17 protein-coding genes are annotated in these 23,931 nt (G+C 66.1%); 8 read left to right on the forward strand and 9 right to left on the reverse strand.

Translation table 11 applies throughout. The annotated features are described in order from the left end of the window. Positions 1 to 156 precede the first annotated feature (156 nt). Complete coding sequence (locus F4827_RS28545; RefSeq protein WP_183730256.1) at positions 157 to 1,620, forward strand: amidase; 1,464 nt, start codon at positions 157 to 159, stop codon at positions 1,618 to 1,620. Between the two features lie 68 nt (positions 1,621 to 1,688). Here F4827_RS28545 and F4827_RS28550 read toward each other — a convergent pair whose 3' ends face one another. Together F4827_RS28550 and F4827_RS28555 are read right to left on the reverse strand one after the other, a co-directional pair. Further along, a complete protein-coding gene (locus F4827_RS28550) occupies positions 1,689 to 5,489 on the reverse strand; it encodes a DUF748 domain-containing protein (protein WP_183730259.1) in 3,801 nt (1,266 codons plus the stop codon). 316 nt (positions 5,490 to 5,805) lie between these two features. Further along, a complete protein-coding gene (locus F4827_RS28555) occupies positions 5,806 to 7,239 on the reverse strand; it encodes a DUF1254 domain-containing protein (RefSeq protein WP_183730262.1) in 1,434 nt (477 codons plus the stop codon). A 312-nt stretch (positions 7,240 to 7,551) separates the two neighbouring features. Here F4827_RS28555 and F4827_RS28560 point away from each other — a divergent pair, with 312 nt between their 5' ends. Beyond that, complete coding sequence (locus F4827_RS28560) at positions 7,552 to 10,074, forward strand: heavy metal translocating P-type ATPase (protein ID WP_183730265.1); 2,523 nt, start codon at positions 7,552 to 7,554, stop codon at positions 10,072 to 10,074. 105 nt (positions 10,075 to 10,179) lie between these two features. Here F4827_RS28560 and F4827_RS28565 read toward each other — a convergent pair whose 3' ends face one another. After that, positions 10,180 to 10,392, reverse strand: a complete 213-nt coding sequence (locus tag F4827_RS28565) for a hypothetical protein (RefSeq protein WP_183730268.1) — start codon at positions 10,390 to 10,392, stop codon at positions 10,180 to 10,182. Here F4827_RS28565 and F4827_RS28570 point away from each other — a divergent pair. Then, positions 10,391 to 12,442, forward strand: a complete 2,052-nt coding sequence (locus F4827_RS28570) for a methyl-accepting chemotaxis protein (RefSeq protein ID WP_183730271.1) — start codon at positions 10,391 to 10,393, stop codon at positions 12,440 to 12,442. The genes F4827_RS28565 and F4827_RS28570 overlap by 2 nt on opposite strands. 54 nt (positions 12,443 to 12,496) lie before the next feature. Here F4827_RS28570 and F4827_RS28575 read toward each other — a convergent pair whose 3' ends face one another. Next, a complete protein-coding gene (locus F4827_RS28575) occupies positions 12,497 to 13,414 on the reverse strand; it encodes a peptidyl-prolyl cis-trans isomerase (protein ID WP_183730274.1) in 918 nt (305 codons plus the stop codon). Positions 13,415 to 13,838: 424 nt separating this feature from the next. Between F4827_RS28575 and F4827_RS28580 the strand changes: the two genes are divergently transcribed. Together F4827_RS28580 and hypD are read left to right on the forward strand one after the other, a co-directional pair. Continuing rightward, entirely contained in the window at positions 13,839 to 14,201 is a 363-nt protein-coding gene (locus tag F4827_RS28580; RefSeq protein ID WP_183730277.1) for a hypothetical protein, read from the forward strand. Between the two features lie 83 nt (positions 14,202 to 14,284). Beyond that, positions 14,285 to 15,406: a hydrogenase formation protein HypD gene (gene hypD / locus F4827_RS28585; RefSeq protein WP_183730280.1), complete on the forward strand. Its 1,122-nt coding sequence runs from the start codon at positions 14,285 to 14,287 to the stop codon at positions 15,404 to 15,406. A 22-nt stretch (positions 15,407 to 15,428) separates the two neighbouring features. Here hypD and F4827_RS28590 read toward each other — a convergent pair whose 3' ends face one another. From F4827_RS28590 to F4827_RS28600, 3 genes are all read right to left on the reverse strand, one after another. Further along, positions 15,429 to 17,957, reverse strand: a complete 2,529-nt coding sequence (locus F4827_RS28590; protein ID WP_183730283.1) for a penicillin-binding protein 1A — start codon at positions 17,955 to 17,957, stop codon at positions 15,429 to 15,431. Positions 17,958 to 18,116: 159 nt separating this feature from the next. Then, entirely contained in the window at positions 18,117 to 18,413 is a 297-nt protein-coding gene (locus F4827_RS28595; protein WP_183730286.1) for a hypothetical protein, read from the reverse strand. A gap of 92 nt (positions 18,414 to 18,505) precedes the next feature. Next, on the reverse strand, positions 18,506 to 19,120 hold the full coding sequence (locus tag F4827_RS28600) for a flavin reductase family protein (protein ID WP_183730290.1): 615 nt from the start codon (positions 19,118 to 19,120) through the stop codon (positions 18,506 to 18,508). 146 nt (positions 19,121 to 19,266) lie between these two features. Here F4827_RS28600 and F4827_RS28605 point away from each other — a divergent pair, with 146 nt between their 5' ends. Next, a complete protein-coding gene (locus F4827_RS28605; protein WP_183730292.1) occupies positions 19,267 to 19,605 on the forward strand; it encodes a zinc ribbon domain-containing protein YjdM in 339 nt (112 codons plus the stop codon). A 268-nt stretch (positions 19,606 to 19,873) separates the two neighbouring features. Here the strand turns inward: F4827_RS28605 and F4827_RS28610 are convergent, their stop codons facing one another. Together F4827_RS28610 and galU are read right to left on the reverse strand one after the other, a co-directional pair. Beyond that, complete coding sequence (locus tag F4827_RS28610; protein WP_183730294.1) at positions 19,874 to 20,410, reverse strand: GDP-mannose mannosyl hydrolase; 537 nt, start codon at positions 20,408 to 20,410, stop codon at positions 19,874 to 19,876. Next, on the reverse strand, positions 20,407 to 21,312 hold the full coding sequence (gene galU, locus F4827_RS28615; RefSeq protein WP_183730296.1) for a UTP--glucose-1-phosphate uridylyltransferase GalU: 906 nt from the start codon (positions 21,310 to 21,312) through the stop codon (positions 20,407 to 20,409). Before galU ends, F4827_RS28610 begins: the two co-directional genes overlap by 4 nt. Before the next feature lie 308 nt (positions 21,313 to 21,620). On the opposite strand from galU, the gene F4827_RS28620 reads away from it, so the two are divergent. Both F4827_RS28620 and F4827_RS28625 read left to right on the forward strand, forming a co-directional pair. Then, entirely contained in the window at positions 21,621 to 22,829 is a 1,209-nt protein-coding gene (locus F4827_RS28620) for an acyltransferase (protein ID WP_183730298.1), read from the forward strand. A gap of 40 nt (positions 22,830 to 22,869) precedes the next feature. Beyond that, entirely contained in the window at positions 22,870 to 23,913 is a 1,044-nt protein-coding gene (locus tag F4827_RS28625) for an acyltransferase (RefSeq protein WP_183730300.1), read from the forward strand. Positions 23,914 to 23,931: the final 18 nt, after the last annotated feature.

A 23,931-nucleotide genomic window follows, 5' to 3' on the forward strand; every position in this document is an offset into this window, starting at 1 on the left:
ACAACCCGCCAATCAGCCGTCATCCCCTGGCGGCAACCGCCGCTTCACGCGGCAACCAGCCGTTACCTTTCGCTCGCGAGTTTGACGCGCGACAATAAAGCGCCCCCTGTTCCATCCGCAACCCATCGTTAAATCCATCGCCCACGAGAGTCACGCATGAATCAGGCATCGCCCGCCACCCCCCAGGACATCGTCGCCGCCGACGCCCTCGATCTGTCGCAGTGGATTCGCCTGCGCCGTGTCTCGTGCCGCGAAGTCATGACCGCCTTCCTCGATCACATCGCGCGCGTGAATACGCCGGCCAACGCGATCGTGTCGCTGCGCGATCGCGCGGTGCTCCTCATGGAAGCCGGCGAGCGCGACGCGCAGCTCGCGCGCGGCGAGTATCTGGGCTGGCTGCACGGCATTCCGCAGGCGCCGAAGGATCTCACCGCCACCGCGGGCATTGCCTCGACGCAAGGTTCGCCGATCTTCCGCGACGAAGTGCCGAAGGCCGATGCGCTGGTAGCCGCCCGAATGCGCGCGCAGGGCGCGATCTTTATCGGCAAGACCAACTCGCCGGAATTCGGGCTTGGCTCGAACACCTACAACACGGTGTTCGGCGCCACGCTCAACGCCTATGACGCCACGCGCAGCGCGGGCGGCAGCAGCGGCGGCACGGCCGTGGCGCTCGCGCTGCGCATGCTGCCGGTGGCCGACGGCAGCGACATGATGGGTTCGCTGCGCAACCCCGCTGGCTGGAACAACGTGTTCGGCTTCCGTCCCTCGCAGGGACGCGTGCCGTCGGTGCCCGCCGTCGATCTCTACTACAACCAGCTCGGCTGCGCCGGTCCGATGGGCCGCAGCGTCCCCGACCTCGCCATGCTGCTGTCCACGCAAGCCGGCTACGATGCGCGCGCACCGCTCTCCATCGCGCAAGACGCGGCGCAGTTCGCCCAGCCGCTGGCGCGCGACTTCGGCGGTGCGCGCATCGGCTGGCTCGGCGATTACAACGGCTATCTGGCGATGGAAGACGGCGTGCTCGCACTGTGCGAAACGGCGCTCGAAGATTTCGGCGCGATCGGCTGCACGGTCGAGGCCGCCCGCACCGACTATCCGCTGGAAAAGCTCTGGGACTGCTGGCGCACGCTGCGTCATTTTTCCGTGGCTGGCTCGCTGGGCGCGCTCTATCGTGATCCCGCGAAGCGGGCGCTGCTCAAGCCGGAGGCGCAATGGGAAGTGGAAGGCGGATTGGCGCTCTCGGGCGAGGACGTGTGGAACGCGTCGGTGGCGCGCAGTCAGTGGTACAACGCGCTGCTCGCGCTGTTCGAGCACTACGACTATCTGGCGTTGCCAAGTGCGCAGCTCTTCCCGTTCGATGCGAAGCTGCATTGGCCCAGCTCGGTCGCGGGCCGTGAGATGGACACTTATCACCGCTGGATGGAAGTGGTGATCGGCGCGAGTCTGGCTGGCTTGCCGGTGATCAGCGTCCCGGCGGGCTTCAATGTGCAAGGCTTGCCGATGGGCCTGCAGGTGATCGGCAAGCCGCAGGCCGATCTATCGGTGCTGCAGATCGCGCACGCCTACGATCAGGCGACGCAGTGGGTCAAACGACGCGTACCGTCGATTCTCGCGGCATAAAACAGAACGAGGCGCGCAGCCACGCCACGCGCCTCGTTCGCCATTACTTGATCGCCAGATCGGCGAGATCACTTCAAGCCGAAATCCACCCGCGTCGTCGCACCCTTGTCGTCGATACCCTTGGCATCGAGTCTGGGCGCGACCACGAACACGCGGCTCGGGTCCACCTTGCCTTCGAAATACTGCTGCACCGCCTGCGCGCGCTTTTGCGCCAGGTTGCGCAGCGCGGCGTCGTCCACCGGCGCATGTTCGGCGAGCGCCTGTTTCATGTCGTCGACCGGCAAGGACTTGGTGAAACCGATCATAGTGTGCGGCTTCTTGAAATCAGCGGATTTATAAGCCCTGGTCAGATATTTTTCGTATTCCTTCTGATCGACCTGCACCTCGGACGTATCCACGCTTTCACCGTTGCCCACGGTGTCCTTGACCTTCTGCAAACGCACCAGACGATCCACGTATTGCTCGCGCAGGGCTGGCGTGTCTACGGCCGGATCGACGCGGCCGATCAGGTCGATCTTGATCGACGGCTTGTCGTCCAGCGCCCGGGCGATGGTGTCGAGCTTCGTGCCGTCGGCGTCGGTGAGTTTCGCCGAGCCCGCGGCGAATTCCACATACCCCAGCTCCTGCCCGCCGCCGCCGAATGCATTTGCGAGCAGCGAGAACGGCGCGGTCACGGCCTTGGCGATCAGGTTGAGCACGGCCTTCCAGATCAATCCGCCCAGGCTGAACTCCGGATTCGAGAGCGAGCCGGACACCGGAATATTCACGTCGATCTCGCCGCGCCGGTTCTTGAGCAGTGAAATCGCCAGACGCACCGGCAGTTTGGTCGCCGTGTCGTTATCGACGTGATCGCCAAAAGTCAGCTGGTCGATAAAGATATGGTTGTTCGCCGAGAGCTGGTCATCCGCAAGCTGGTAATGCAGATCGACGTTGAGCTTGCCCTTGGTGATCGGATAGCCCGCGTACTTGCTTGAATACGGCGTGAGATTGGTCAGCTCGATATCGTGCGCGCTCGCGGTGAGATCGAGCGACGGTTTGGCGATCAGCGGATTCACCGAGCCCTTGATCGAAATCGGGCCGTTCGCCGCGAGCTTCGCCGATACGTCCACCGGCGCGGGCGTGGTCGATTCAGTGCCGAATGCGCCCACCGTGCCCTGGATCTGCACGAGGTCGGCGGTGTAGTTTGGCTTGATGAAGTTGTCGGTGTAATTGACGCGGCCGGCCTGCAACACCAGTTGGCCGAAGTGCAGGCGCACCGGTTTCGACGGCGGCTGCGCAGCGGTCACGGTCGTCGAAGCGACCGAAGCCGGCACGGGCGCGGACGCCATCTCCGGCGCGCTCGCAGCCTGCGGCGTGAGCGGCACCGGTTCGCGGCCGCGCTCGGCGGCGCTGGTGTCGCGTGTGAGCGATTGGGCCTGGCCGCTTTGATGCGCCACCACGTCCTTGAGGTTGAGCTTGCCTTGCGCGTCCAGCAGGACGCGGCCATAGAAGCCCGCGAAGGTCACGCGGCTCGCGTCCACGTCGGTGCCGCGCGCGTCGTCGAAGCTCACCTTCATGTTCGACAGCGCGAGCGAGCGCCAGCCCGCGAACGGGTCGGAGGTCGCCTTGTCGAGCATGCGCACGTCCACCAGCGCCGCGTCGCCGCGATAGTTGGCCTTGAGCGCCTTGCCCTGCTCCACCGCCAGTTGCCCCTTCATGTTGAGCAGCGCGCTTGCAATCACGGCGTTGAGCTGGCTGCCGAAATACGGCTCGAAGGCGGCAGCGTCGAGCCGGTTCGCGTCGATCTTCAGTTGCGCCTTGAGCGGCGCCGGGTTCACATCGCCGTTGAGCGCGAGCGTGCCCTTGCGGTTGACGGTCGCCTTGAGATCGATGGGCAGCGCATGACGCATGTCGTCGCTGATCTGCTGGACCTTGAAGTCGAGCGGCGTGATCGCGAGCTTGACCGGACGCGGCGTCGTACTGTCCGTGAAGTTAACCAAGCCGCCACTCACGCTGACGTTATCGATCTTGTAGTGCCATGCCGGGCCTTCCTGCACCGACTTCTGCGCGGCGTGAATGGCGGTGCGCTGCGGCGCGGCTTCGTGAGGCGCCGCCAGCTTCAACAAATCGATGTCGCCGCTCTTCAGGCGCTCGACATTCAGGGCGAGGCCGTTCGCTTCCACCGATGCGATTTGCGCCGTGCGCGCCGCAATGTCGATTTTGCTGACCTGCACCGTGCCTTTGGCAAGCGCCAGCGCGGGCGCCTTTGCACCGCGCGCGGCGATCTTGAGCGAATCGAGGCCGAGCGTGCTCGCGCCCACCTGCACTGCGGCGGGCGATTTCGACCAGTCCGCCGTCACGGTCGAATCGAGCGTGAGCTTGCCGTCCACCACCTGCGCGGCAGTCGCGCTATCGATATAGGGCTGCCAGACCGGCAAAGGCAATCCCTTCACGGCGATCTTCGCGTCCGCGCGCTTCGCCGCCATGCCGAAGTTGCCCGCAACCTGCACCGTGCCGCCGTTACGGTCGTCGAGCGCAAGCGTGTACGGCGCGCTCGCTTGCGCCGTGGTCGAGAAGTGGGTGAGCGTCGCGGTGACGTTGTTGAGTTCGTTATCGACGGGCCGCGACGCGGCTTCGTCATGCACATGCAGCGTGCCGCCGGCGATCGCAAGCTGATGAACCGAGAGATCGAGCGGCGGCGCTTTTTCAGCCGGTTCAGCCGGTCCAGCGGCTCTGGCAGTCTCGCCCGATGCGGGCGCGGGGGCGCTCGCGGTCTTCGCCTTTGCTGGATTTTCGCCCTTCGCTTCGGCCTTCGCCGCCGGCGCGCCCACGAGTTTTTCGATGCTCAGCACGCCTGCCTTGTCGCGCGACAACCAGACCGAGGGCGCATCGAGACGGATCGCGTCGAAGCGATAGACGTTGCCAAACGGTTCGAGCGAGGCCGCCGCCACATGCAGCCCGTGCGCGCCGAACAACGGCGCATTGGCATTGTCGGTCGCATCGATATCGTTCAGATCGGCCGTACCGGAAACCCGCAAGCTGGGCTTCTCGCCCGTCATCACGAAATCGAGTTTCAGATTGGTCGAGAGCAGACCGCTTTTCACCGTGACGGGCAGCTTCGTCGGCGAATAGGTGAGCAGTTTGGGCACGTCGAGATCGGTCAGACGAAGTTCGACTTCGGACTCGCGCGAGGCGGCGAAGGGCTTGGTCTTGCCGTCGATGGCGAGCGTGCTCGCGCCGTCGATACGCGCACGCAACAGCGGCTTGACGAAGATATCGGTTTTCGACGCCAGCGTGGCGATGAACGGAATCCCCAGCGTCCAGCGGTCGACCAGATGCTTCTCGTTGAGCAGTCGATCGTCGAAGGTGATCTGGCCGTTTTCGACACGGATGTTCGACACCGAAAACTGCGCGGGCTTGCTGCCGGGCTTTTCGGAGGGCTTCGAGAATTTGTCGATCAGATCCGAGAAGTTGAAGCGCTGCGCATCCATGCGCACGATCGTCACGCGCGGCGAATCGAGCCGCACTTCATCGACGATGGGCGCAAGGCGAAAGATCGACGACCACGACGGCTTCACCACGAGCCGTTCGACATCGACGAAATCGCCCTGCCCGCCGCGCTCGCCGATATGCACGCGATCCGCTTCGAGCCGCAGCGTGTAGGGATTGAGCGCGATGCGCGCGATCGAAACGGGACGATCGAGCTGCTGGCCCAATTGCTGCTCGGCGATATGGCGAATCAGCGGCGGCGCGGCGAAGAAACCAAGCAGCCCGAAGATCACGAGGAAGATCACCAGCCCCGTGAAGATGCGGCGGGTACGCGGTGCGCGGGCGACGGCGCGCACCGATTGCAGGGAGGTTGTCAGCGATGCTTTGTTGAGACTTGCCATGCTTGCTGGCCAATGACGCGGCGACAGGCGCACCGCGGATGGTGAAACGGCTTGGGCCGCGCCCGGCCGAACAGGCAGCCCCCGCAACAACGGGCAACGGCAGGCGGCATTCGGCAGACGGACTGGCCCGACAAGCGGGAAGTATAGGCCCGATGCCGCCTTGCGCGGCTGTAAAACGCCGGGTGGCGCAAGCGTGTTGGGGCACGAAAGCACACGACGCAGAACGCAGCGCGCAAAGAAAAAAGCGGCGTGGCCGCCGCTTCACGAGGTTCGAGGAGCGGCGTGCGCGCCGCTCCGCTGACACCTTATTGACGCATTACTGACGCTCGATTGCGGGCGGCTGCCAGCTGCCGTCGGTCGCCTGCGGCTTCGGTGCGTACATGCGCAGCACGAGACGGAAATCGCCCTTCGGCGCGGGCACCCAGTTGCTGCCGCCGCGCGCACGATCGGCGCTCACATGCACGTCGATCGAACCGTCGCGGTTGCGGTGCGCGCCATTGCGATCGCCAAACGCAATGCGCACCGGCGCGTCGCCGTCGAGCGCGCCGTCCGTCGTATAGGCCGTGATCGACCAGAAGCCGCGCACTGGCGGCACCTGCTTCGCCGGGAAGTGGATCACATAGCGGTTCGCGCCGTTGAGCGCGTGACCATCCGCATCCTGCGCGACGCGCGCGCGCACTTCGTCGCGACTCGTCGGCAGGCCCGGCGACGCCCACGCCGCATAGGCGCGCAGCGCGTAATCCGGACCGTAGTTGCCCGCATCGTCGCCGATCCAGCTCCAGCCGTTGCCGGCCAGCAGATTCGACGGCGGCGTCGCGACGCGCATGCGGCCATCGGCCAGACCCGCATTGACCAGCGCCATGTCCTTGCTGCCCGAGGGCAGTTGCGCCGCGTCGCCGGCGTGCACGCCGATGTCGCCGAGAATCTTGATCGCGTGCTGATCGTCGGGCACCGGCGCATTGTCTTCCATCGCCAGCGCGAGGCGGCTGAAGAAGCCATTGGCGTCGAGCGCCGCAACCTGCGCCGACGGCGCGCCCGACGCGACCGGATCGCCGCTCAGACCCGCGCCCGCCTGGGCGTCCGCCTGCCCGGCGCGCTTGCCATGGGCGTCCCACGCCGACAGCGGCGCCACACGCAGACCGCGCTGCAGACGGCGCACCGCGTTCAGATCCGCGCCGCCGCGCGTCTGGATGCGCGCGATGAACCATGCATAACGCGTGCTCACGTCGATACGCTTCACGCGCGCGGGCAGCGTGCCCTTCCAGCCAGCGGGCACGAACGCAATCGTTTGCGCCTTCAGACCGTTCACATGTTCGTTCAGTTGCGACGCCGTCGACCAGAGCACATTGGTCCACATGTCGAGCGCGCGCGCATCCATGTATCGGCCATGCGTGTCGGGCAGCGAAATCAGCACCGGCTCGCTACCCAGATCGAGCCAGCCGGATGACACCAGCGTGTCGAGATTCGGTTCGGGCGGGCTGGAGGCGCCAACGGGCGGCAGCGACTGGGCGTTGCGCAGCGTGTTCGGCGCCGCCTGGCCAGGCGCGCTGCCGGTAGCGGCCGCGCGCGACACGTCCATCAGCACGAGCGGATAGCCGAACACGTAAGAATCGGAGACTTCGTCCTTGACCCAGCCGTTGCTTTTGGGCGCAACGCTTTCAGGCGTGGACGCACATCCGGCGATGAGCGCGACGCCCGCCAAAGCGGCGCAGGCGCGAAAGAAAGGAATAGTGCGACGTTTTGTTGTCATTTGTTGGTTCTGTACGAAGCGGGCGGCCCATGAAGTGACGTCGACCGGCCTCAAGCGCCACGCGCCAGCCCCCCGAAGGGCTGTTGGTCCGGTGCGCGCAGCAGGGCCAATGCCGCCGGATGGTATCGTATCGTCGGCTTTGGCCCAAGAAAAGTGTGAGGGGCGAAACGCTGAGTTACGCAAGCGACGCATGATCGCAGCGTTCAAAACAGGCGATATCAAGGGGACAGAACATACGCCTCTTGACCTTCCCATCATGGGAACGTAGATACTGCTTCACATCGAATCAGATCGCCTTTGCGTTTGAACATCATGAACGAACCCCTTCTCGTCGCGAGCGCCGAAAAACCCGGGCAGACGCAACTCGACATCGGCGGCATGACCTGCGCGTCGTGCGCGATGCGCGTGGAAAGGGCGCTGGCGAAGGTGCCGGGCGTCACGCGCGCCAGCGTCAATCTCGCCACTGAACGCGCCACCGTCGAAACCACCGTTGATCCGCACGGTGTCAGCGCCTTGAGCCAGCAACTCGTGGCCGCCGTCGAGAAAGCAGGCTATGAAGCCACGCCCGTAGCGGCTCCCGAACCCAGCGCCGTCGAGAACGGCAGCGCCAGCTTCGCCATCGGCGGCATGACCTGCTCCGCGTGCTCGAATCGCGTCGAAAAAGTGCTCGCGCGCGTGCCGGGCGTGACCAGCGCCAGCGTCAATCTGGCCACCGAGGAAGCCTCGGTGCGCCTGAACGCGCCGCTCGACGACGCCATGCGCGAGCGCCTCGTGGCCGCCGTGCACAAGGCCGGCTACGAAGCCACGCCCATCGAAAAGCACCCGCCCGCGGCCGCCGAGCCCTCGTCCGGCGCAGAAGCCCCGCCCTCGCGCGCGGCGCTCGCCGAAAGCGCCGCGCGCCGCGAACTGCGCGCCGTGCTGATCTCGGGCGTGCTCACCGTGCCGCTGGTCGTGCCGATGTTCGGCCACTGGCTCGGCCTGCACTGGATGCTGCCGGCGGCCGCGCAGTTCGTGCTCGCCTCGATCGTGCAGTTCGGCTTCGGCGCGCGCTTCTACCGCGCCGCCTGGAAAGCCGTGCGCGCGTTCGCCGGCAATATGGATCTGCTGGTCGCACTGGGCACGTCGGCGGCCTGGGGCGTGAGCGTCTACGCGATGCTCGCGCATCCTGGCCAGACCGCGCATCTGTACTTCGAAGCCTCGGCGGTCGTCATCACGCTGGTGCGCTTCGGCAAATGGCTCGAAGCGCGCGCGAAGCGTCAGACCACCGACGCGATCCGCGCGCTCAACGCGCTGCGCCCCGAGCGCGCGCGCATTCGCGAACACGGCGTGGAGCGCGAGGTGCCGCTCGCCCAGGTGCGCGTCGGCGCGATCGTCATCGTGCGGCCCGGCGAGCGCCTGCCAATCGACGGCGTCGTGCTCGAAGGCCGCAGCCATATCGATGAATCGCTGATCACAGGCGAAAGCCTGCCCGTACCGAAGTCGCCTGACGACAGCGTCACCGCCGGTTCGATCAACGGCGAAGGGCTGCTGGCCGTGCGCACGAGCGCCATCGGCGCGGAAACGACGCTCGCGCGCATCATCCGTCTGGTCGAAAACGCCCAGGCGGAAAAAGCGCCGATCCAGCGTCTGGTCGATCGCGTGAGCGCCGTGTTCGTCCCGGCCATCCTCGTGATCGCCGCGCTCACGCTGGGCGGCTGGCTGCTCGCGGGCGCCTCTGCCGAAACGGCCATTCTCAACGCTGTGGCCGTGCTGGTGATTGCCTGCCCTTGTGCGCTGGGGCTTGCCACGCCTGCCGCGATCATGGCGGGAACGGGCGTCGCGGCGCGCCACGGCGTACTTATCAAGGATGCCGAAGCACTTGAAACCGCACACGACGTCGGCGTGGTCGCCTTCGACAAAACCGGCACGCTGACGCTCGGCCGGCCTTCGCTTGCAGCATTCGAAACGGCGGATGGCGTCGCGCACGCCGATGCGCTTGCGCTCGCGGCGGCCGTCCAGCAGCACAGCGATCACCCGCTTGCGAAAGCGGTCGTCGGTGCTTTCACGGCGCAGGCGCTGGGCGCGGCGCTCCCTGCGGCCGCCAACGCGCGCGCAGTGCCTGGGCGCGGCGTGGAAGCCGTTGTCGATGGTCGCCGCCTCGCGATCGGCAGCACGCGCTGGATCGACGAACTCGAACTCGCGATTGCGCCTGCGCTCGACGACCGCGCGAAAGCGCTCGAAGCGCAAGGCAACACGGTCTCGTGGCTGATCGACATGCAAGCGCCAACCGTGCTCGCCCTGCTCGCTTTCGGCGACACCATCAAGCCGACCGCACGCGACGCCATCGCGCGCCTGACGGCGATGGGCATCCGCAGCGTGCTCGTGACCGGCGACAACGCAGGCAGTGCGCAAACCGTGGCAAAGCAGCTCGGCATCGACGAAGTGCATGCCCAGGTGCTGCCCGACGACAAGGCGCGCACGGTGCGCGACCTGAAGATCCGCACCGGTGCGATCGTCGCGATGGCCGGCGACGGCATCAACGACGCACCGGCGCTCGCCGCCGCCGATATCGGCATTGCCATGGCCACCGGCACCGACGTCGCCATGCACGCCGCCGGCATTACGCTGATGCGCGGCGATCCGGCGCTGGTGGCCGCCGCCATCGACATCTCGCGACGCACGTGGCGCAAGATCCAGCAGAACCTGTTCTGGGCTTTCGTCTACAACCTGATCGGCATTCCGCTCGCCGCTTTCGGCCTGCTCAACCCTATGCTCGCGGGCGCCGCCATGGCGTTTTCGAGCGTGAGCGTGGTGACCAACGCGCTGCTCCTGCGCAGCTGGCGCGAGCGTCGCTGAGGCGATCTCTCAAGGCGCGGCTTCGAACAGGCCGCGCCTGGCCCCATTCCCGGACGATTGCGCACGCAACAATTCATTATTTCAGCGTACGAAATATCTCGCTGGTTATAGCGCTCTTCCACCGCGCATCCGGTGCAAACCCTCGCGCTCTGGCGTCTTGCGTTCGCGCCCCACATAGACGCATTCCTCTATAGCGGCGCAAACGTTCGCGCTTTTTGCGTCGCGACCCTCAAGGATCGCAAAAGCTGGCCGTAATCCGTATGCCAGCGCTTCGAAAGCGCCAGTTCCCAGCATCGCTTTTTCAGGAACCGCTTCCATGATTTCTTTCGTCCTGCGACGCACCAGTGTTGGTGTGCGCCTCGCGCTGCTCTCCTGCGTGATCGTCGCGGCGATCTTTATCGCCTTCACCCTGGCTCTCACCCATGGCGCCTCCACCCAGGTTGGCGAGCAGGTGCGCGCGCGCATCGCCGAAAAGGACAGCTCGGTTGCCTCGACGATCTCGCTGATCGACAGCGCGCTCGACGCCGAAGTCGACCGCGCGATGACGCTTTTCGCGAGCTTCCTGCCCGGCGACTTCGTGCTCGATCCGACGCAGACGGTCGATATCGGCGGCAAGGCCACGCCGACCTTCAAGGTGGGCGATCACGTGCTGAACCTCGATTTTTCGATTCCCGATCAGTTCCTTTCGCGCAGCGGCGCGATCGCGACGGTGTTCGCGCGCAGCGGCGACGACTTCGTGCGCGTGACGACCTCGCTCAAGAAGCAGGATGGCTCGCGCGCGATCGGCACGCTGCTCGACCGCAAGGGCCCGGCCTACGAGCCGATCATGGGCGGGCGCAGCTACGCAGGCCTCGCGCAGCTGTTCGGCAAGCAGTACATCACCGAATACAAACCCATCACCGATGCAAGCGGCAAGGTGATCGGCGCGCTCTTCGTTGGCGTGGACGTGGACCGCCAGATCGAGGCGATCAAGGCCGAGATCGGCAAGCTCAAGCTCGGCGACACCGGCTACTACTTCGTGATGGACGCATCCGGCGGCCCGGCGCGCGGCACCTTCCTCGTGCATCCGGCGGCAGCGGGCAAGCATTTCGACGATGCCAACGCGCCGTACTCGCGCATGCTGGACGCGCACGACGGCACCTTCGACTACACCAGCGCCGACGCCACGCTCGGCGAGCACGACCCGCGCGCGAAGCTCGTCTCCTTCGTGAGCGCGCCGCAATGGCAGTGGATCGTGGGCGGCGTGGTGCCGCGCGACGAAATCATGGCCGAGGTGAACGCCACGCGTAACCGTTTCCTGACGATCGGCTTCGCGCTCGTGGTGCTGTTCGCGGCGCTGTCGATCTACGCCGCGCGGCGCATGGTGAGTCGGCCGCTCGACGCCGCCGCGCAAGCCGCGGGACGCCTGGCGGCGGGCGACCTGACGGTGCGGATCGGCGCGGCGCACGACGCGAATGCCTCGCACGGTGCTCTCGATGCGCTCTCCGGGGCTTCGGGCGCATCGGGCGCAGCGGGCGCGTCTCCGGCCGCGCAGAGCGCCGACGAAATCGGCCGCCTCACGCAGGCCATCGACGGCATCGGCGTGGGTCTTGCGCAGATCGTGGCGCAAGTGCGCGGCGCGAGCGCGCAGATGAGCGACGACACCGGACGCATCGCCGCCAGCAGCGGCGAGATCGCCGAGCGTATCGCGAGCCAGGCGAGCAGCCTCGAAGAAACGGCGGCGAGCATGGAGGAAATCACCTCGACGGTGCAGCAGAACGCCGATCACGCGCAGCGCGCCAATGCCGTGGTGACGGGCGCCGCCGATGCGGCGCTCGATGGCGGCCGCGCGGTCGAACGCGTGGTCGCGACGATGCAGGACATCAGCCGCGCCTCGCAGAAGATCACCGACATCACCAGCGTGATCGACGGTATCGCGTTCCAGACCAATATCCTCGCGCTCAACGCAGCGGTGGAAGCGGCGCGCGCCGGCGAGCACGGCAAGGGCTTTGCGGTGGTGGCGAGCGAAGTGCGCGCGTTGGCACAACGCAGCGCGGCGGCGGCGCGTGAGATCGCGGTGCTGATTGCGGAATCGTCGCAGACGGTCGACACGGGGTATCGCATCGCGGGCGAAGCGAGCACGACGATGCGCGACATCGTCACGCGCGTGGAGGAAGTGCGCTCGATCATCGCGGAGATCAGCGTGGCGTCGCGTGAACAATCGGGCGGCATCGAGCAGGTGAACATCGCCGTTTCGCAGATCGGCGAGGCGACGCAGCAAAACGCCATCCTCGTGGGCGACGCCGAGCGCGCCGCGGCGGCGCTGTCGGAGCAGGCCGCCACGCTCGCGCAGCTCGTCAGCGTGTTCAAGCTGCGCGGCGAGCGGTAATCCAGCATGGGCGCCTGAGCGACATTCAGGCGCCCAGCTAGCGACTCGCGCTCGTTACTGAACGATGGTCGCGCTCTGCACCAACGATTTGACGAGCTTTGCTGCGCCCGCGTCCATCGCCTCGGCGGTCAGCTCGCGGCGGATTTCGTCCTTAACCTCGTTGAACGGCTGCACCTTCATCGCGCGCTTGTCCTGGAGCTTGACCACCACCCAGGCCTGATTCGAGCGCACCGGCTGCGGCGCCACGCCGCCCACCTTCAGTTGCGCCAGCGCGCGCGCGAAATCAGCCGGCACGCCGTGCGTCTGCCCTTCCTTGACCGGCGTCTTGAAGCTGACCCACGGCATTTCGCCGCCATTCGCCTTCGACGGCACCATGCTGTAGTCGCGCGCCAGCGCGTCGAACGGCTGGCCCGCCTTTGCCTTTGCGATCACGTCCTGAGCGAGCTTCTGGTCGGCCACCACGATCACCTGCGGCTTGAATTCGAACTTGCCGAGTTCGATGTTGGTGCTGTCATAGCGCGCGCGGATTTCACGTTCAGTGGGCGCGGGCACATGCACGTTGTCCTGCATCCATGCGCGGATCTCGATGTCGGTCTTGGCGGCGTCATTGGCCTGGACGACTTCAGGGCGCTGGTCGTAATGCGCCTTGACGGCTTGCTGACGCATCACTTCACGCACGATCAACTGCTGCTTGAGCGCCTTGCGCAACTCGGGCGTATCGGTTGCGTCCTGGTTGCGGCTGATGACGGTCTGCACTGCCGAATCGAGCGCGCTTTGCGGAATCTGCACGCCGTTGACCACGGCCATCGCGCCGGCCGGCAAGCCAGAGGACGCACCCGCGCCTGCTCCAGTGGAACTGGCGGCGCTGGCCGGGGCAGCCGGAGTAGGCAGCGCCTGCGCGAAGGTCGGCAGCGAGGTGGCGAGCACGGCACACGCACCGAGCGCACGCAGGAGAGAGGACTTACAGAACATCGTGTTGGACTCCAAGGGTGGGAGGGCCAGCGGCCCGCGCCCGGCATTATCCCCCGTGCTGGGTCGCGCGGACGAAATGGGCATGGCGACGCCAATGCGCGCTGTGTTGGCGCGCTTCGTGGCCGTTGGGGAAAAAGGCCATCGGATCAATAACTTGAGCAGGATGCGGACAGGTTTTCCACAAGGCTGTGAACAAAAACTGTGGATATCCCCCCTCCCCCTGCGCAACATAACGCAACGTTTTGCCGCGGCGCCCCACCAGCCCGCTTGCGCCTCAGCCCCTTACCGGGCATAGAACCCGCCCGGCTTTCGCTTGCGCAGGATCAACCGCCTCCGCGCGACCCCATGGGCGGCTTACGAGATGCTGCTAACTTTCGCCGTCATTTTCAGCTCGCATCCAACCGCGCGCCTCGCCCCAAACGTCATGCCCAGACTCACCCGCTTTTCCGGCCCGCCAGCCGCCGCTTCACTCTCGTCTCGCAGCCAGGGCGCCGGCATCGGCCTGCCCGCGCGCATCGTCTGCGCCGAAGGTCTCGCCGCGCAAGCCGTGACGCGCCACGGCGCCTGCGCGCTGGGCCTCGCGCATACCGGCCCGCTGCCCGCGGGCGCCTGGGTGCTGGCTTCGGGCGGCGCGGCGCGCGCGGTGATCGATTCGGGGCGGGCGCGAGCAATCGACGCTGCGCTCGATTTGCTCGACGCCATCGCACGAGGCGATCTCGACGAGGCTCTAGCGTCAGGCTGCCTCGCCCGCTACTTCGCCATCGTGAGCCGGCACGCTGACATCTGATATCACACACTCAAGATGAACAAAGGATTCCGAAGCGACTCCGAAATCGCGCATCCGGGCGATTCCGGCGAGATCATCCCGCCATGAAACCCACCGACGACCTCCTTCACTCCGTCCTCGCACGCGGTCTTTGCGCACGCATCCACGACGCCGTCGAACTGCGCCGCCAATATCGTTTAATGAGTTTTTGCCGCTGCCACGCGCTGGCGATCGCGCGTCACGGTCTCGCCGCGCTGCTGCCGCCGCAGGTCGAGCTGATACACGGACCGGGCTGCCCGGAGTGCGTGCTGCCCGCCACCCAGGTCGATCGCGTCATCGAGCTGGCGCGTGGGCACGGCGTCACGCTCTGCGTGAGCGATGCCATGCTGCGCGTGCCGGGGGCGGTCCATGCGAATCTGCTGGAAGCCCGCGCGGCGGGCGCGGACATCGTCGTGCTCGACGCGCCCGGCGATGCGTTGGCGCTCGCATCTGCCCAGCCCCAGCGTGAAATCGTCTATCTCGCAGCCGGCTTCGAAGCGACCGCGACCGCGACCGCCGACGCGCTGATTCAGGCGCGCGCCCTCGCGTGCCCCAACTTCAGCGTGCTCTGCGGCCATCTGCTGACGCCCGCGGTCATGCGTTATCTAGCCGCCGACGATGCCATCGGCGAACGCGCGCAACTCAACGGTTTCCTCGCGCCCTCGCACGTCAGCCGGGTGATTGGCGTGGCGCCTTATCGGTCGATTTCGCTCGACTTCGTCAAGCCGGTCGTGATCGCGGGACCGCAGCCCGTCGATGTGCTGCAAGCCGTGCTGATGCTCGTTACACAGATCAACGGATGCCGCGCCGATACGGAAAACCAGTACGCACGCGCCGTAACCCAGGCCGGCGACACGCACGCACAGAGTCTGGTGGAAGAGGTGTTCGAGATCCGCGAGTCGTTCGTCTGGCGCGGCCTCGGGCGCGTGCCGCGCAGCGCGCTGGCGCTGCGGCCCGCGTTCGCCCAATGGGACGCCGAACGGCGTTACGGGTTCGCATGGACCGAGAGCGCCAGCGCCGCAGCGGCCAATACGTTGACGTTTGCAGCATATGGGCAATCGGGCGCGATATGCGCGCCCTTCACACCCTTCACACCCTTCACGCCCTTCATGCCGTTTGCCCTGCGGCCCGGTTCAAACGCCTCCGGTTGCGACGGCCAGGCGTCCTTCCGGGCGCGCACGTCCTGAGCGCCGGCCGCGCGCCGCCGCCTCAGTTGTTCTGCGGCGGCGTGTACTGAGCCGGTGCGCCGCCGCTCGAATCGTTGTCGTCGGGCGTGGGCGTCGGCGCGAGCGACGGCTCCTGCGCCGGATACGGCGGCTGTTGTGACGACGGCGGCGTCGCAGGCTGCGCGGCGGCAGCATGCGAGGCTCCCGACGGCCCGAGAATCGGCGGCAGATTCGAAGCGGGCGGCGAAACGCCATTCAGGATCGCGGACGCAGCAGCAGCCTCCGATGCCGCCGCTTCCGAAGCCGCCGCACTCGCAGCCTGCACGCCGCTCGACGGCGGCACCTCGGACGGCTCCGGCGCCGGAGCACGCTTGATCGGCGTAAGCGGACGCGGCGCTTCAGCTTGCTTCGACCCGAACAGCGAATCCATCCACGTCTTCAGACGAGCGCGGAACTGCTCGAACGCGCCCGGCGTCACTTCGGTATCGAAGCGCGCACGCGGATCGACGATGCGCTGACGCAGCGCGCGCTGGAAAAAGTCGCCGACGATCGGCAGTGCGCTGCGCGCGCCCTGCCCCCAGTAATCGCTGTTGAGCGTCACGCGGCCATCGTCGAAGCCCACCCACGCGCCCGCCACCAGTTGCGGGTCCATCAGGATGAACCAGCCGTCCGCGTTGTCCTGCGTCGTGCCGGTCTTGCCCGCCACATCGGCGCGAATGCCAAAGCGCGTGCGGATGCTCGAACCAGTGCCGCGATTCACCACGTCGCGCAGGGTGTCGAGCAGCGTGCGATCGGCGTCCGCCGAAAGCGCACGCTCGGGCGAGGCGCTGCCGAATTCCGCGAGCACCTCTCCCTTGCTGTCCTCGATGCGCGTGACCATGCGCGGCTCCAGATAGACGCCGTCGTTGGCGATGGTGCTGTACGCCGACACCATTTCCTTGAGCGTGACCGGGCTGGTGCCCAGCGCAAGCGACGGCACCGCGTTGAGCTGGCTGTCGCGCACGCCCATTGCCCGCGCGAGACGCGCGACCTTGTCCGGGCCCACCGCCTGCATGACCTGCGCGGTGATGCGGTTGCGCGAAAATGCCAGCGCGTCGCGCAGCGACATCGGCTTGTTGCTGGGCGGCACGTCATCGTTAGGACGCCAGATTTCGCCGCCTTCGAGCGGCATTTCCACCGGCTGGTCGATGATCGTATCGGACGGCTTCGCACCATTGGCGAATGCCGCGCCGTACACAAAGGCCTTGAACGTCGAGCCAGGCTGACGGCGCGCCTGCTGGACATGATCGAAGGGCTCGTCCTGGAAGTCGCGGCTGCCCACCCACGCCTTGATCTGGCCGTCACGCGGGTCGATGGCGATGAAGCCCGCCTGCACATCGGTTTTCGCCTTGCACAGGCCGCGCATGAAATTGCGGTCGGCGGCGAGCTTCTTGAGTGCATCCGCGTCGCTTGCGCCCGCGTCGTGCGCGGCCTTGTAATCGGGCGTCTCGCGCATGAAGCTCTTGAACAGATCGTTATCCGCCGAGCAACCGTTGCGCCCGCTCCACGCCCCGTTCGCGATGCCCTGCAACTGATTGGCGTGCTGCTTGAGCGAGGCCGTGGCCATTGCCTGCAGACGCGAATCGATCGTCGTGCGAACGATCAGCCCATCGGAATAGATGTTGTAGTCGTTGCGGTCGGCCCACGCGATCAGCCACTTGCGCAACTGCTGCGCGAAATGCGGCGCGGGTCCGGGCGGCTCGGTCTGACGCTCGAAATCCAGACGCAGCGGCTTTTTCGAAAGCGTCGCGAATTGCGCGGGCGTGAGCTTGCCGTACTTCACCATCTGCGACAGCACGGTGTTGCGGCGCGCGAGCGCGCGCTCGGGATTGATCACCGGGTTGTAGTAAGCATTGCCCTTGAGCATGCCGGTAAGCGTCGCGGCCTGCAGCACCGTGAGCTGATCCGCCGACACGCCGAAGTACGTGCGCGCCGCCATCTCGATGCCGAACGCGTTGTACAGGAACGGCACCGTGTTCAGATAGGTTTCGAGAATTTGCGGCTTGCTGTAGACCGCCTCGATCTTGAAGGCCGTGATCGCCTCCTTGATCTTGCGCGTGAGCGTGGGCGCGCGGCCGATTTCATCGGGATACAGATTGCGCGCGAGCTGCTGCGTGATGGTCGAGCCGCCCTGGCGGTCACCCGAGAAGGTATGCAGCGCCGCGCCGGCCGTGCGCTTGAAATCGATGCCGTGGTGTTCGTAGAAGCGGTGATCCTCGGTCGAGATCAGCGCGTCGACCATATGCGGAGAGATCTGCGCGAGCGGCACCCATTCGCGGTTCGAGGGCTTGAATTCGGCGAGCACCTTGCCATCGGCCGAGAGAATCTGCGCCGGTTGATCGACGCGCGCCTTGCGGATGTCGCCGATGCCGGGCGTAAACGGAATCAGCACCAGCACGTAGAGCACCACGGCGGCGGGCAAGGCGGCAACCGCCATCAGCACGACGCGCCGGGTCGGATGGCGCAGATGATGGAGGCCTCGCTGGGACAAATACGCCAGACGCGGGCGCGCGAGCGCGCAGACTCGCGACATCAAAGGCTTCAGGCGGGAGGACCACTTCGCGGCTTGGGCGCGGATAAACGACACGGAACGCTTCACGCGGGCAACAGGATGGCTGGCAAAGCGTGCATCGTACCAAAACTGCGCGGGCCGCCTTTGAGGCGATCTTCAACCTTCGACCGGCGCCCGCCGCTAGAGCACCAGCGACAAGGCGATCGAAATCCACACCGCGCCCGCGCCCGCCGCGAATGCGCGGCGCGCCAGCAGGAAGCGCCGCTCGTCGCCGGGCGGCGCGGGCGAGGTGGCCAGCCACGGCACGCTGCCCAGGCACGCGAAGCCCGCAAGCGCCAGCAGCACGATCACGCGGTCGCCGAAGCGCCACGGCGACGGCTCGTGCAGCCCCCAATAGCCAAGAAAGATCATGCCGATCGAAAACATCGTCGAGGCCGCCGAACTGAGGGCCACGACCGAGCCGGTCGGTGATTGCATGGACGCTCTCCCCCGCGCGACGCGCGATGTGGGGCCATTATCGGCGCGAGCGGCGTGGGGAGCAATCCGCGCGGCAAGCGCGTCGGCCACGCTCAAGCGCTGGGCCGCACCATCTGGAACATCTCGCCGATCTGCGCGTAATCGGCACGATAACCGGCGCGCATGATGGGCTGTGCGGCGTGGGTATCGAACAGACCGTCCTTCAGATATTCCTGGCGGATATGTACGCCCACCACCTGGCCGAGTGCAAGCCAGTTGTCCATCGGCGTACCGTCGAGCGCGTTCAGCCGCACGATCTGCAGCAGCTTGCATTCGAGCGCGGCGGGCGCTTCGGCCACGTGCGCAACCGCAACATTGCGGCCCGGCGCGGGCGTGAGGCCGGACAGCGCGAATTCGTCGACATCGGCTGCAACGGGCGCGGAACTGCGGTTCATCTGTTCGGCGAGCGGTCGCGAGGCGAGGTTCCAGACGAACTCGCCGGTGGCTTCGATATTGCTTATGCTGTCCTTGCGGCCTTCGCTGCAAAAGCCAATCACAGCGGGAAAGGTGGCGAACGCGCCAAAGAAGCTGTACGGCGCGAGGTTGAGCACGCCTTGCGGCGACTGGCTGGAGATCCAGCCGATCAGACGCGGCGCCACGATGGCCTTGAAGGGATCGTGGGGCAGGCCGTGGCCGGCGGCGGGATCGTAGAAGTAGGTGTCGGACATGATGCGGGCTCTGATTTAAGGCGTCTCACACTATGACATGAGGTGCGCGATCGTGCAGGGGACGGCAATCCGGGAGAGGCCGCGTGGCGCTCACGGTATACTTCTGCGCTCGTTTTTTGTCCCGGTTCGTACCAAGGATCACCGCCATGAGCACCCTCCCCGCCTGCCCGCAATGCAACTCCGAATTCACCTATGAGGACGGCGATAACCTCGTCTGCCCGGAATGCGCGCATGAATGGCCGCGCCACGCGGCTGAGCCCACCGACACGGCGAAGGTCTATCGCGATTCGGCGGGCAACGTGCTTCAGGACGGCGATACGGTGACGGTCATCAAGGACCTGAAGCTCAAGGGCTCCTCGGGCGTGGTCAAGATGGGCACCAAGGTGAAGAACATCCGCCTGGTGGACGCCGACCACGACATCGACTGCAAGATCGACGGTTTCGGCGCGATGAGCCTGAAGACGGAATTCGTCAGGAAGGTGTGAGGTCAAGGGGTGCCAAGGCTCCCGGTTATCCACAGAATTTCTGGACAGCCTTGTGGGCAACTCCGGGAAATCCGCAGCAAGTCGCTGATGTAAAAGAACAAATCCTCAAACATCGCGCTGCAGGCGCGCCGCACCCAAAAAAGTTTTCCACAGAAATTGTTGAGAGGCTTGTGGATAAGCTCTGGGCGATTCACCCAAGTGTCTGAGCCAAAACGTAAACCGCGCCGTGCACCGGCGCGGCGTTCCCAGCCCGTCACGCGCCCGCGAATCAGCGGAAATACGCCTTGGTGTTCTCGTGAACGTCGTCGCGCGCGAGCAGCGCGTCGGGCCACAGCCAAGCATATTCGCTGTGCTGCTCGGGCCGCCCGAGGCTGCGCGCATCCTCGATCGTCATGATGTGCGCCAGCACCACATAGTGCGTCGGCACGCCTTCGCGGCCCGCGAAGTTGTCGGGGTAGTGATGCTCGTAGAGCCCGTAGAACGACGCCTGGCTGCGCACGACGTCCGCCACGCCCAGTTCGGCCTCGACGATGCGCGTGAACGCCGCGTCGAGCGTCTCGTTCTTGCGGATGCGCCCGCCCGGCACGAACCAGCTGCCGCGCGCGGGCCGGTTGCGCCGATAGCCCACCAGCACGCGGCCCGCCTCGTCGGCGACGATCAGGTCGATGGCCACCAGCGGCGTGAGCCGCACTGCGCTCAGGAACTCGCCTTCGTCGAGCGCAGGCGAATCGCCGCGCGGCACATCGCAGCTTTCGATGCCAGCGCCATCACTCGCCCGCACCAGCGTCAGCGGCGCGCTGCTCATGCCACCTTCGCCCGCTGCGCGGCCGCCTCCGTCTCGAACGCCAGTTCTTCGAGGTAACGCTCGAAGCCCTCGGCCACCTCCGGGTGGCGCAGCGCGAACTCGACGGTCGCCTTCAGATAGCCGATCTTGCTGCCGCAGTCGTAACGCTTGCCGCGAAAGCGATAGGCCAGCACCTGTTCACGCGCGAGCAGCGAGAGGATCGCGTCGGTCAGCTGGATTTCGCCGCCCGCGCCCGGCGTGATGCGGCGCAAGTGCTCGAAAATGCCCGGCGTGAACACGTAGCGCCCCACCACCCCCAGGCGCGAGGGCGCATCGGCGGGATCCGGCTTTTCGACGATACCGTTCATGCGGAAGATACGGTCGTCCCACGCGCGACCATCGATCACGCCATACGAGCGGCTCTCGTGCGGCTCGATCTGGTCGACGCCCACCACCGAACACGCGTAATGGCCGAAGACGTCGAGCATCTGCGCCAGCACGGGCGGCTGGCCATCGAGCAGATCATCGGCGAGGATCACGGCGAACGGCTCGCCATCGACGATCTTTTCCGCACACATCACCGCGTGGCCGAGACCCAGCGCTTCGGCCTGACGCACGAACAGGCAGGTCACGTGACGCGGCTTGATGCTTTGCACGACACGCAGCAGTTCGGTCTTGCCGCGGCTCATGAGTTCGGCCTCGATTTCGTAGGACTTGTCGAAATGGTCTTCGATGGCGCGCTTGCTGCGCCCCGTCACGAAGATCATTTCCGTCACGCCCGCCGCCGCGGCCTCTTCCACGGCGTACTGGATCAAGGGCTTGTCCACGATCGGCAGCATCTCTTTGGGGCTTGCCTTGGTGGCGGGGAGAAAGCGCGTGCCAAGACCCGCAACCGGAAAAACCGCCTTGCGTATTGTGCGCATTGTTATTTCCTCGACGTAATGGTGGGTATTTCCGGTGCTTTTTCGCTCCGTGGTTCGAGCGTATGGTCAACGCCGCCAACGCGCTCGCCATTGCCTCGCCGGTGGCGGCCACCGCGCCGCGATCTGTCTATCAACGTGCGCAAGCGCACATGGGCCACTGCACTTCGCAACGCCGATGGTGTCGATGTCGCACAACGCCGAGACCGTGGCGCACAACGGCGCCTTTGCGGCAGTAGCATCGTTCGAACCATTCAGCCTTTGCGAACGGCCGCTGGCGTTCGCCCCGACATTCGCATGCATTCGCCACGATGAAGCCAGGGCTTAGCACCTTCCTCGATCTATCGCGCTGGTTCGCCGCGTTGCTGGTGGTCGTCAATCACGCACGCGCGCTGGTGCTCGCGGATTTCGCGGCCGCCGCTTCTGCGCCCGGCGGCGCTGGCGCGCATGGGCCGATGCTGCGTGCGCTGTATTTCTTCACCGGCCTCGGCCACGAAGCGGTGGTGATTTTCTTCGTCATCAGCGGCTTTCTGGTGGGCGGATCCACGTTGCAACGCTGGCAGCAGCGCGGCCCCGATATGCGCGCCTATGTGTCAGCGCGCGCGAGCCGCATCTACACCACGCTGATTCCCGCGCTGATCGCGGGCATCGCGCTCGACAGCATCGGACTGCGCTGGTTCAACGCGAGCGGCATCTACACCACGTTGCCCGAGCCGCCCATCGCGACGATCACCTACGTGATCGCCTCCACGATGAATCTGCCGACCTTCCTCGGCAATCTCTTCATGATGCAGGGCGTGCTCACGCAGACGCTCGGCAGCAACGGCCCGCTCTGGAGTCTCGCGTGCGAGTGGTGGTACTACTGCGTATTCGCGCTCGGCGCGTATGCGCTCACGAGCGCGAAAGGCCGCCGCATTGGCTGGGCGACGGCCGCTTGTGCGCTTGTCGTACTCTTTCCGCTTTCGGTCATGCTATGGGGCATCGTCTGGTTGATCGGCGTCCTGACATTTCGCTGGGTGAACTCGGGCGCCTGGCGTCCCCACCCGCTGGTGGGCTTCGCCCTGTTCGCGCTGGCCCTGGCCGCTTCGCGCATGACACACGGCATCGGCGCTATCGAGACCAATCTGTTCGCCGCCTTCGCACGCGACTTCGTGCTCAGCATCGCCTATGCGGCGGCGCTGGCGAGCGCAAGCCGCCTGGCGCAAGCGCTGCCGCTCGCGGCGTGGCACCACCAGCTCGCCGAGTTCTCATACACCACCTATCTGTTTCATTTCCCGGCGCTGCTATTGATTTGCGCGGCAGCCGCGCAAAGCTTCGGTTTGCATTTCACGCAGCGCCCCGACGCGCGCGGCATGGCGCTGTTTGCCGCGGCCGTGGTGCTGGTCTACGCGTACTGCTACGCCGTTTCGCTGCTCACCGAGCGGCACACCCCGCGCGCGCGCCACGCACTCGATACGCTGTTGCGCGCGCGCCCCGCCTTACAGGTCGAGCCGTCACGCTCCCCCGCGTCCGAAGCCTGAAGAGGCGGACGAACGGAGGATCGCTCCAGGAGAGAAGAAGATGGCGCCAGGTGCCCTGCGGTTTTTGCTCGCAACCCTTGTCGTGGTGTTTCACTACACCAGCTTCGGCATCGGCCATATGCCGGTCTATCTGTTCTTCGCACTGAGCGGCTATTGGGTCTTCACGATGTGGCAGAACAAGTATTCGGCTACGCGCGAGCCCTACACAACCTTCATCGTTTCGCGCGTGTGGCGGCTTGCGCCGGTGTTTCTGCTGTGCAGCTTCGCGGCGCTCACCATCGTGTTCGTGCTGCCGCTCGTCGTCGCGCCCGCGGTGCCGGTCACGCCACCCGAGCCGCTCGCACTGGTCTCCAGCGTCGTCATCCTGGGCTATAACACCGCCGTCAACGCACCGCTCGTGCCCGCGTGGTCGCTCGATATCGAATTGCAGTTCTATCTGGTCGCGCCGATCCTGATTGCGCTGCTGCAACGGCGCGCCCTGTTCGCCGTCGTGCTGTGCGCGGGCGTGAGCGTGGCGTCGTTCGCACTCTTCCACGATCGCGCCGCTACCTCGTATTTGCCGTGGTTTCTCGCGGGCATGCTGGCCGCGCGCTTTCCCGCGCTGCTGCCGCGCCGCCGCGTGGCGCTGACATCCGCCGCGATCACGGTGGGCGCGCTCGCGCTGTTTGTCTGCGTGCCGGCGCTGCGTCCCGTGCTGTTTGGCGGCGCGCATCGCGGTGCGATCTATCTCGCGTGGAATCCGCTTCTCAATGCCGCGCTTGCAGCCGTCGCGCTGCCTTTTGCGCTGGGTACGCTCAGCGTGCGAAGCGGCAAGCTCGATCGTCTGCTGTCCGACGCTTCGTATTCGCTCTATCTCGCGCACTGGCTGCCGTTGCTCTTCGTTTCGTATTACGTCCCGCAGATCGCGGCGCTATCGCACTCTGCACGCGCGCTCGTTACGCTGCCGCTCGTGCTGTTTGCCTATGCGGCTGCCTTCACGATTACCGTTTATGTGGACCGTCCTTGCAGCCACGCGCGCGAGCGCTTCGTCAAGGCGCGGCGGGCGGCGCGTGAAGAACCCGCTGCCGCAACGCTCGCACGTTGAATTTTCCATCTTCAATCG

Source organism: Paraburkholderia bannensis, from assembly GCF_014200455.1.
Classification (GTDB): Bacteria; Pseudomonadota; Gammaproteobacteria; order Burkholderiales; family Burkholderiaceae; genus Paraburkholderia; species Paraburkholderia bannensis_A.

Coding starts and splice junctions, on each gene's coding strand:
- F4827_RS28550 (WP_183730259.1), bottom strand. CDS start 5,489: ATGGCAAGTCTCAACAAAGCATCGCTGACAACCTCCCTGCAATCGGTG.
- F4827_RS28620 (WP_183730298.1), top strand. CDS start 21,621: ATGAAGCCAGGGCTTAGCACCTTCCTCGATCTATCGCGCTGGTTCGCC.
- F4827_RS28575 (WP_183730274.1), bottom strand. CDS start 13,414: ATGTTCTGTAAGTCCTCTCTCCTGCGTGCGCTCGGTGCGTGTGCCGTG.
- F4827_RS28600 (WP_183730290.1), bottom strand. CDS start 19,120: ATGTCCGACACCTACTTCTACGATCCCGCCGCCGGCCACGGCCTGCCC.
- F4827_RS28605 (WP_183730292.1), top strand. CDS start 19,267: ATGAGCACCCTCCCCGCCTGCCCGCAATGCAACTCCGAATTCACCTAT.
- F4827_RS28580 (WP_183730277.1), top strand. CDS start 13,839: ATGCCCAGACTCACCCGCTTTTCCGGCCCGCCAGCCGCCGCTTCACTC.
- F4827_RS28570 (WP_183730271.1), top strand. CDS start 10,391: ATGATTTCTTTCGTCCTGCGACGCACCAGTGTTGGTGTGCGCCTCGCG.
- F4827_RS28590 (WP_183730283.1), bottom strand. CDS start 17,957: ATGTCGCGAGTCTGCGCGCTCGCGCGCCCGCGTCTGGCGTATTTGTCC.
- F4827_RS28595 (WP_183730286.1), bottom strand. CDS start 18,413: ATGCAATCACCGACCGGCTCGGTCGTGGCCCTCAGTTCGGCGGCCTCG.
- hypD (WP_183730280.1), top strand. CDS start 14,285: ATGAAACCCACCGACGACCTCCTTCACTCCGTCCTCGCACGCGGTCTT.
- F4827_RS28610 (WP_183730294.1), bottom strand. CDS start 20,410: ATGAGCAGCGCGCCGCTGACGCTGGTGCGGGCGAGTGATGGCGCTGGC.
- F4827_RS28625 (WP_183730300.1), top strand. CDS start 22,870: ATGGCGCCAGGTGCCCTGCGGTTTTTGCTCGCAACCCTTGTCGTGGTG.
- galU (WP_183730296.1), bottom strand. CDS start 21,312: ATGCGCACAATACGCAAGGCGGTTTTTCCGGTTGCGGGTCTTGGCACG.
- F4827_RS28565 (WP_183730268.1), bottom strand. CDS start 10,392: ATGGAAGCGGTTCCTGAAAAAGCGATGCTGGGAACTGGCGCTTTCGAA.
- F4827_RS28545 (WP_183730256.1), top strand. CDS start 157: ATGAATCAGGCATCGCCCGCCACCCCCCAGGACATCGTCGCCGCCGAC.
- F4827_RS28555 (WP_183730262.1), bottom strand. CDS start 7,239: ATGACAACAAAACGTCGCACTATTCCTTTCTTTCGCGCCTGCGCCGCT.
- F4827_RS28560 (WP_183730265.1), top strand. CDS start 7,552: ATGAACGAACCCCTTCTCGTCGCGAGCGCCGAAAAACCCGGGCAGACG.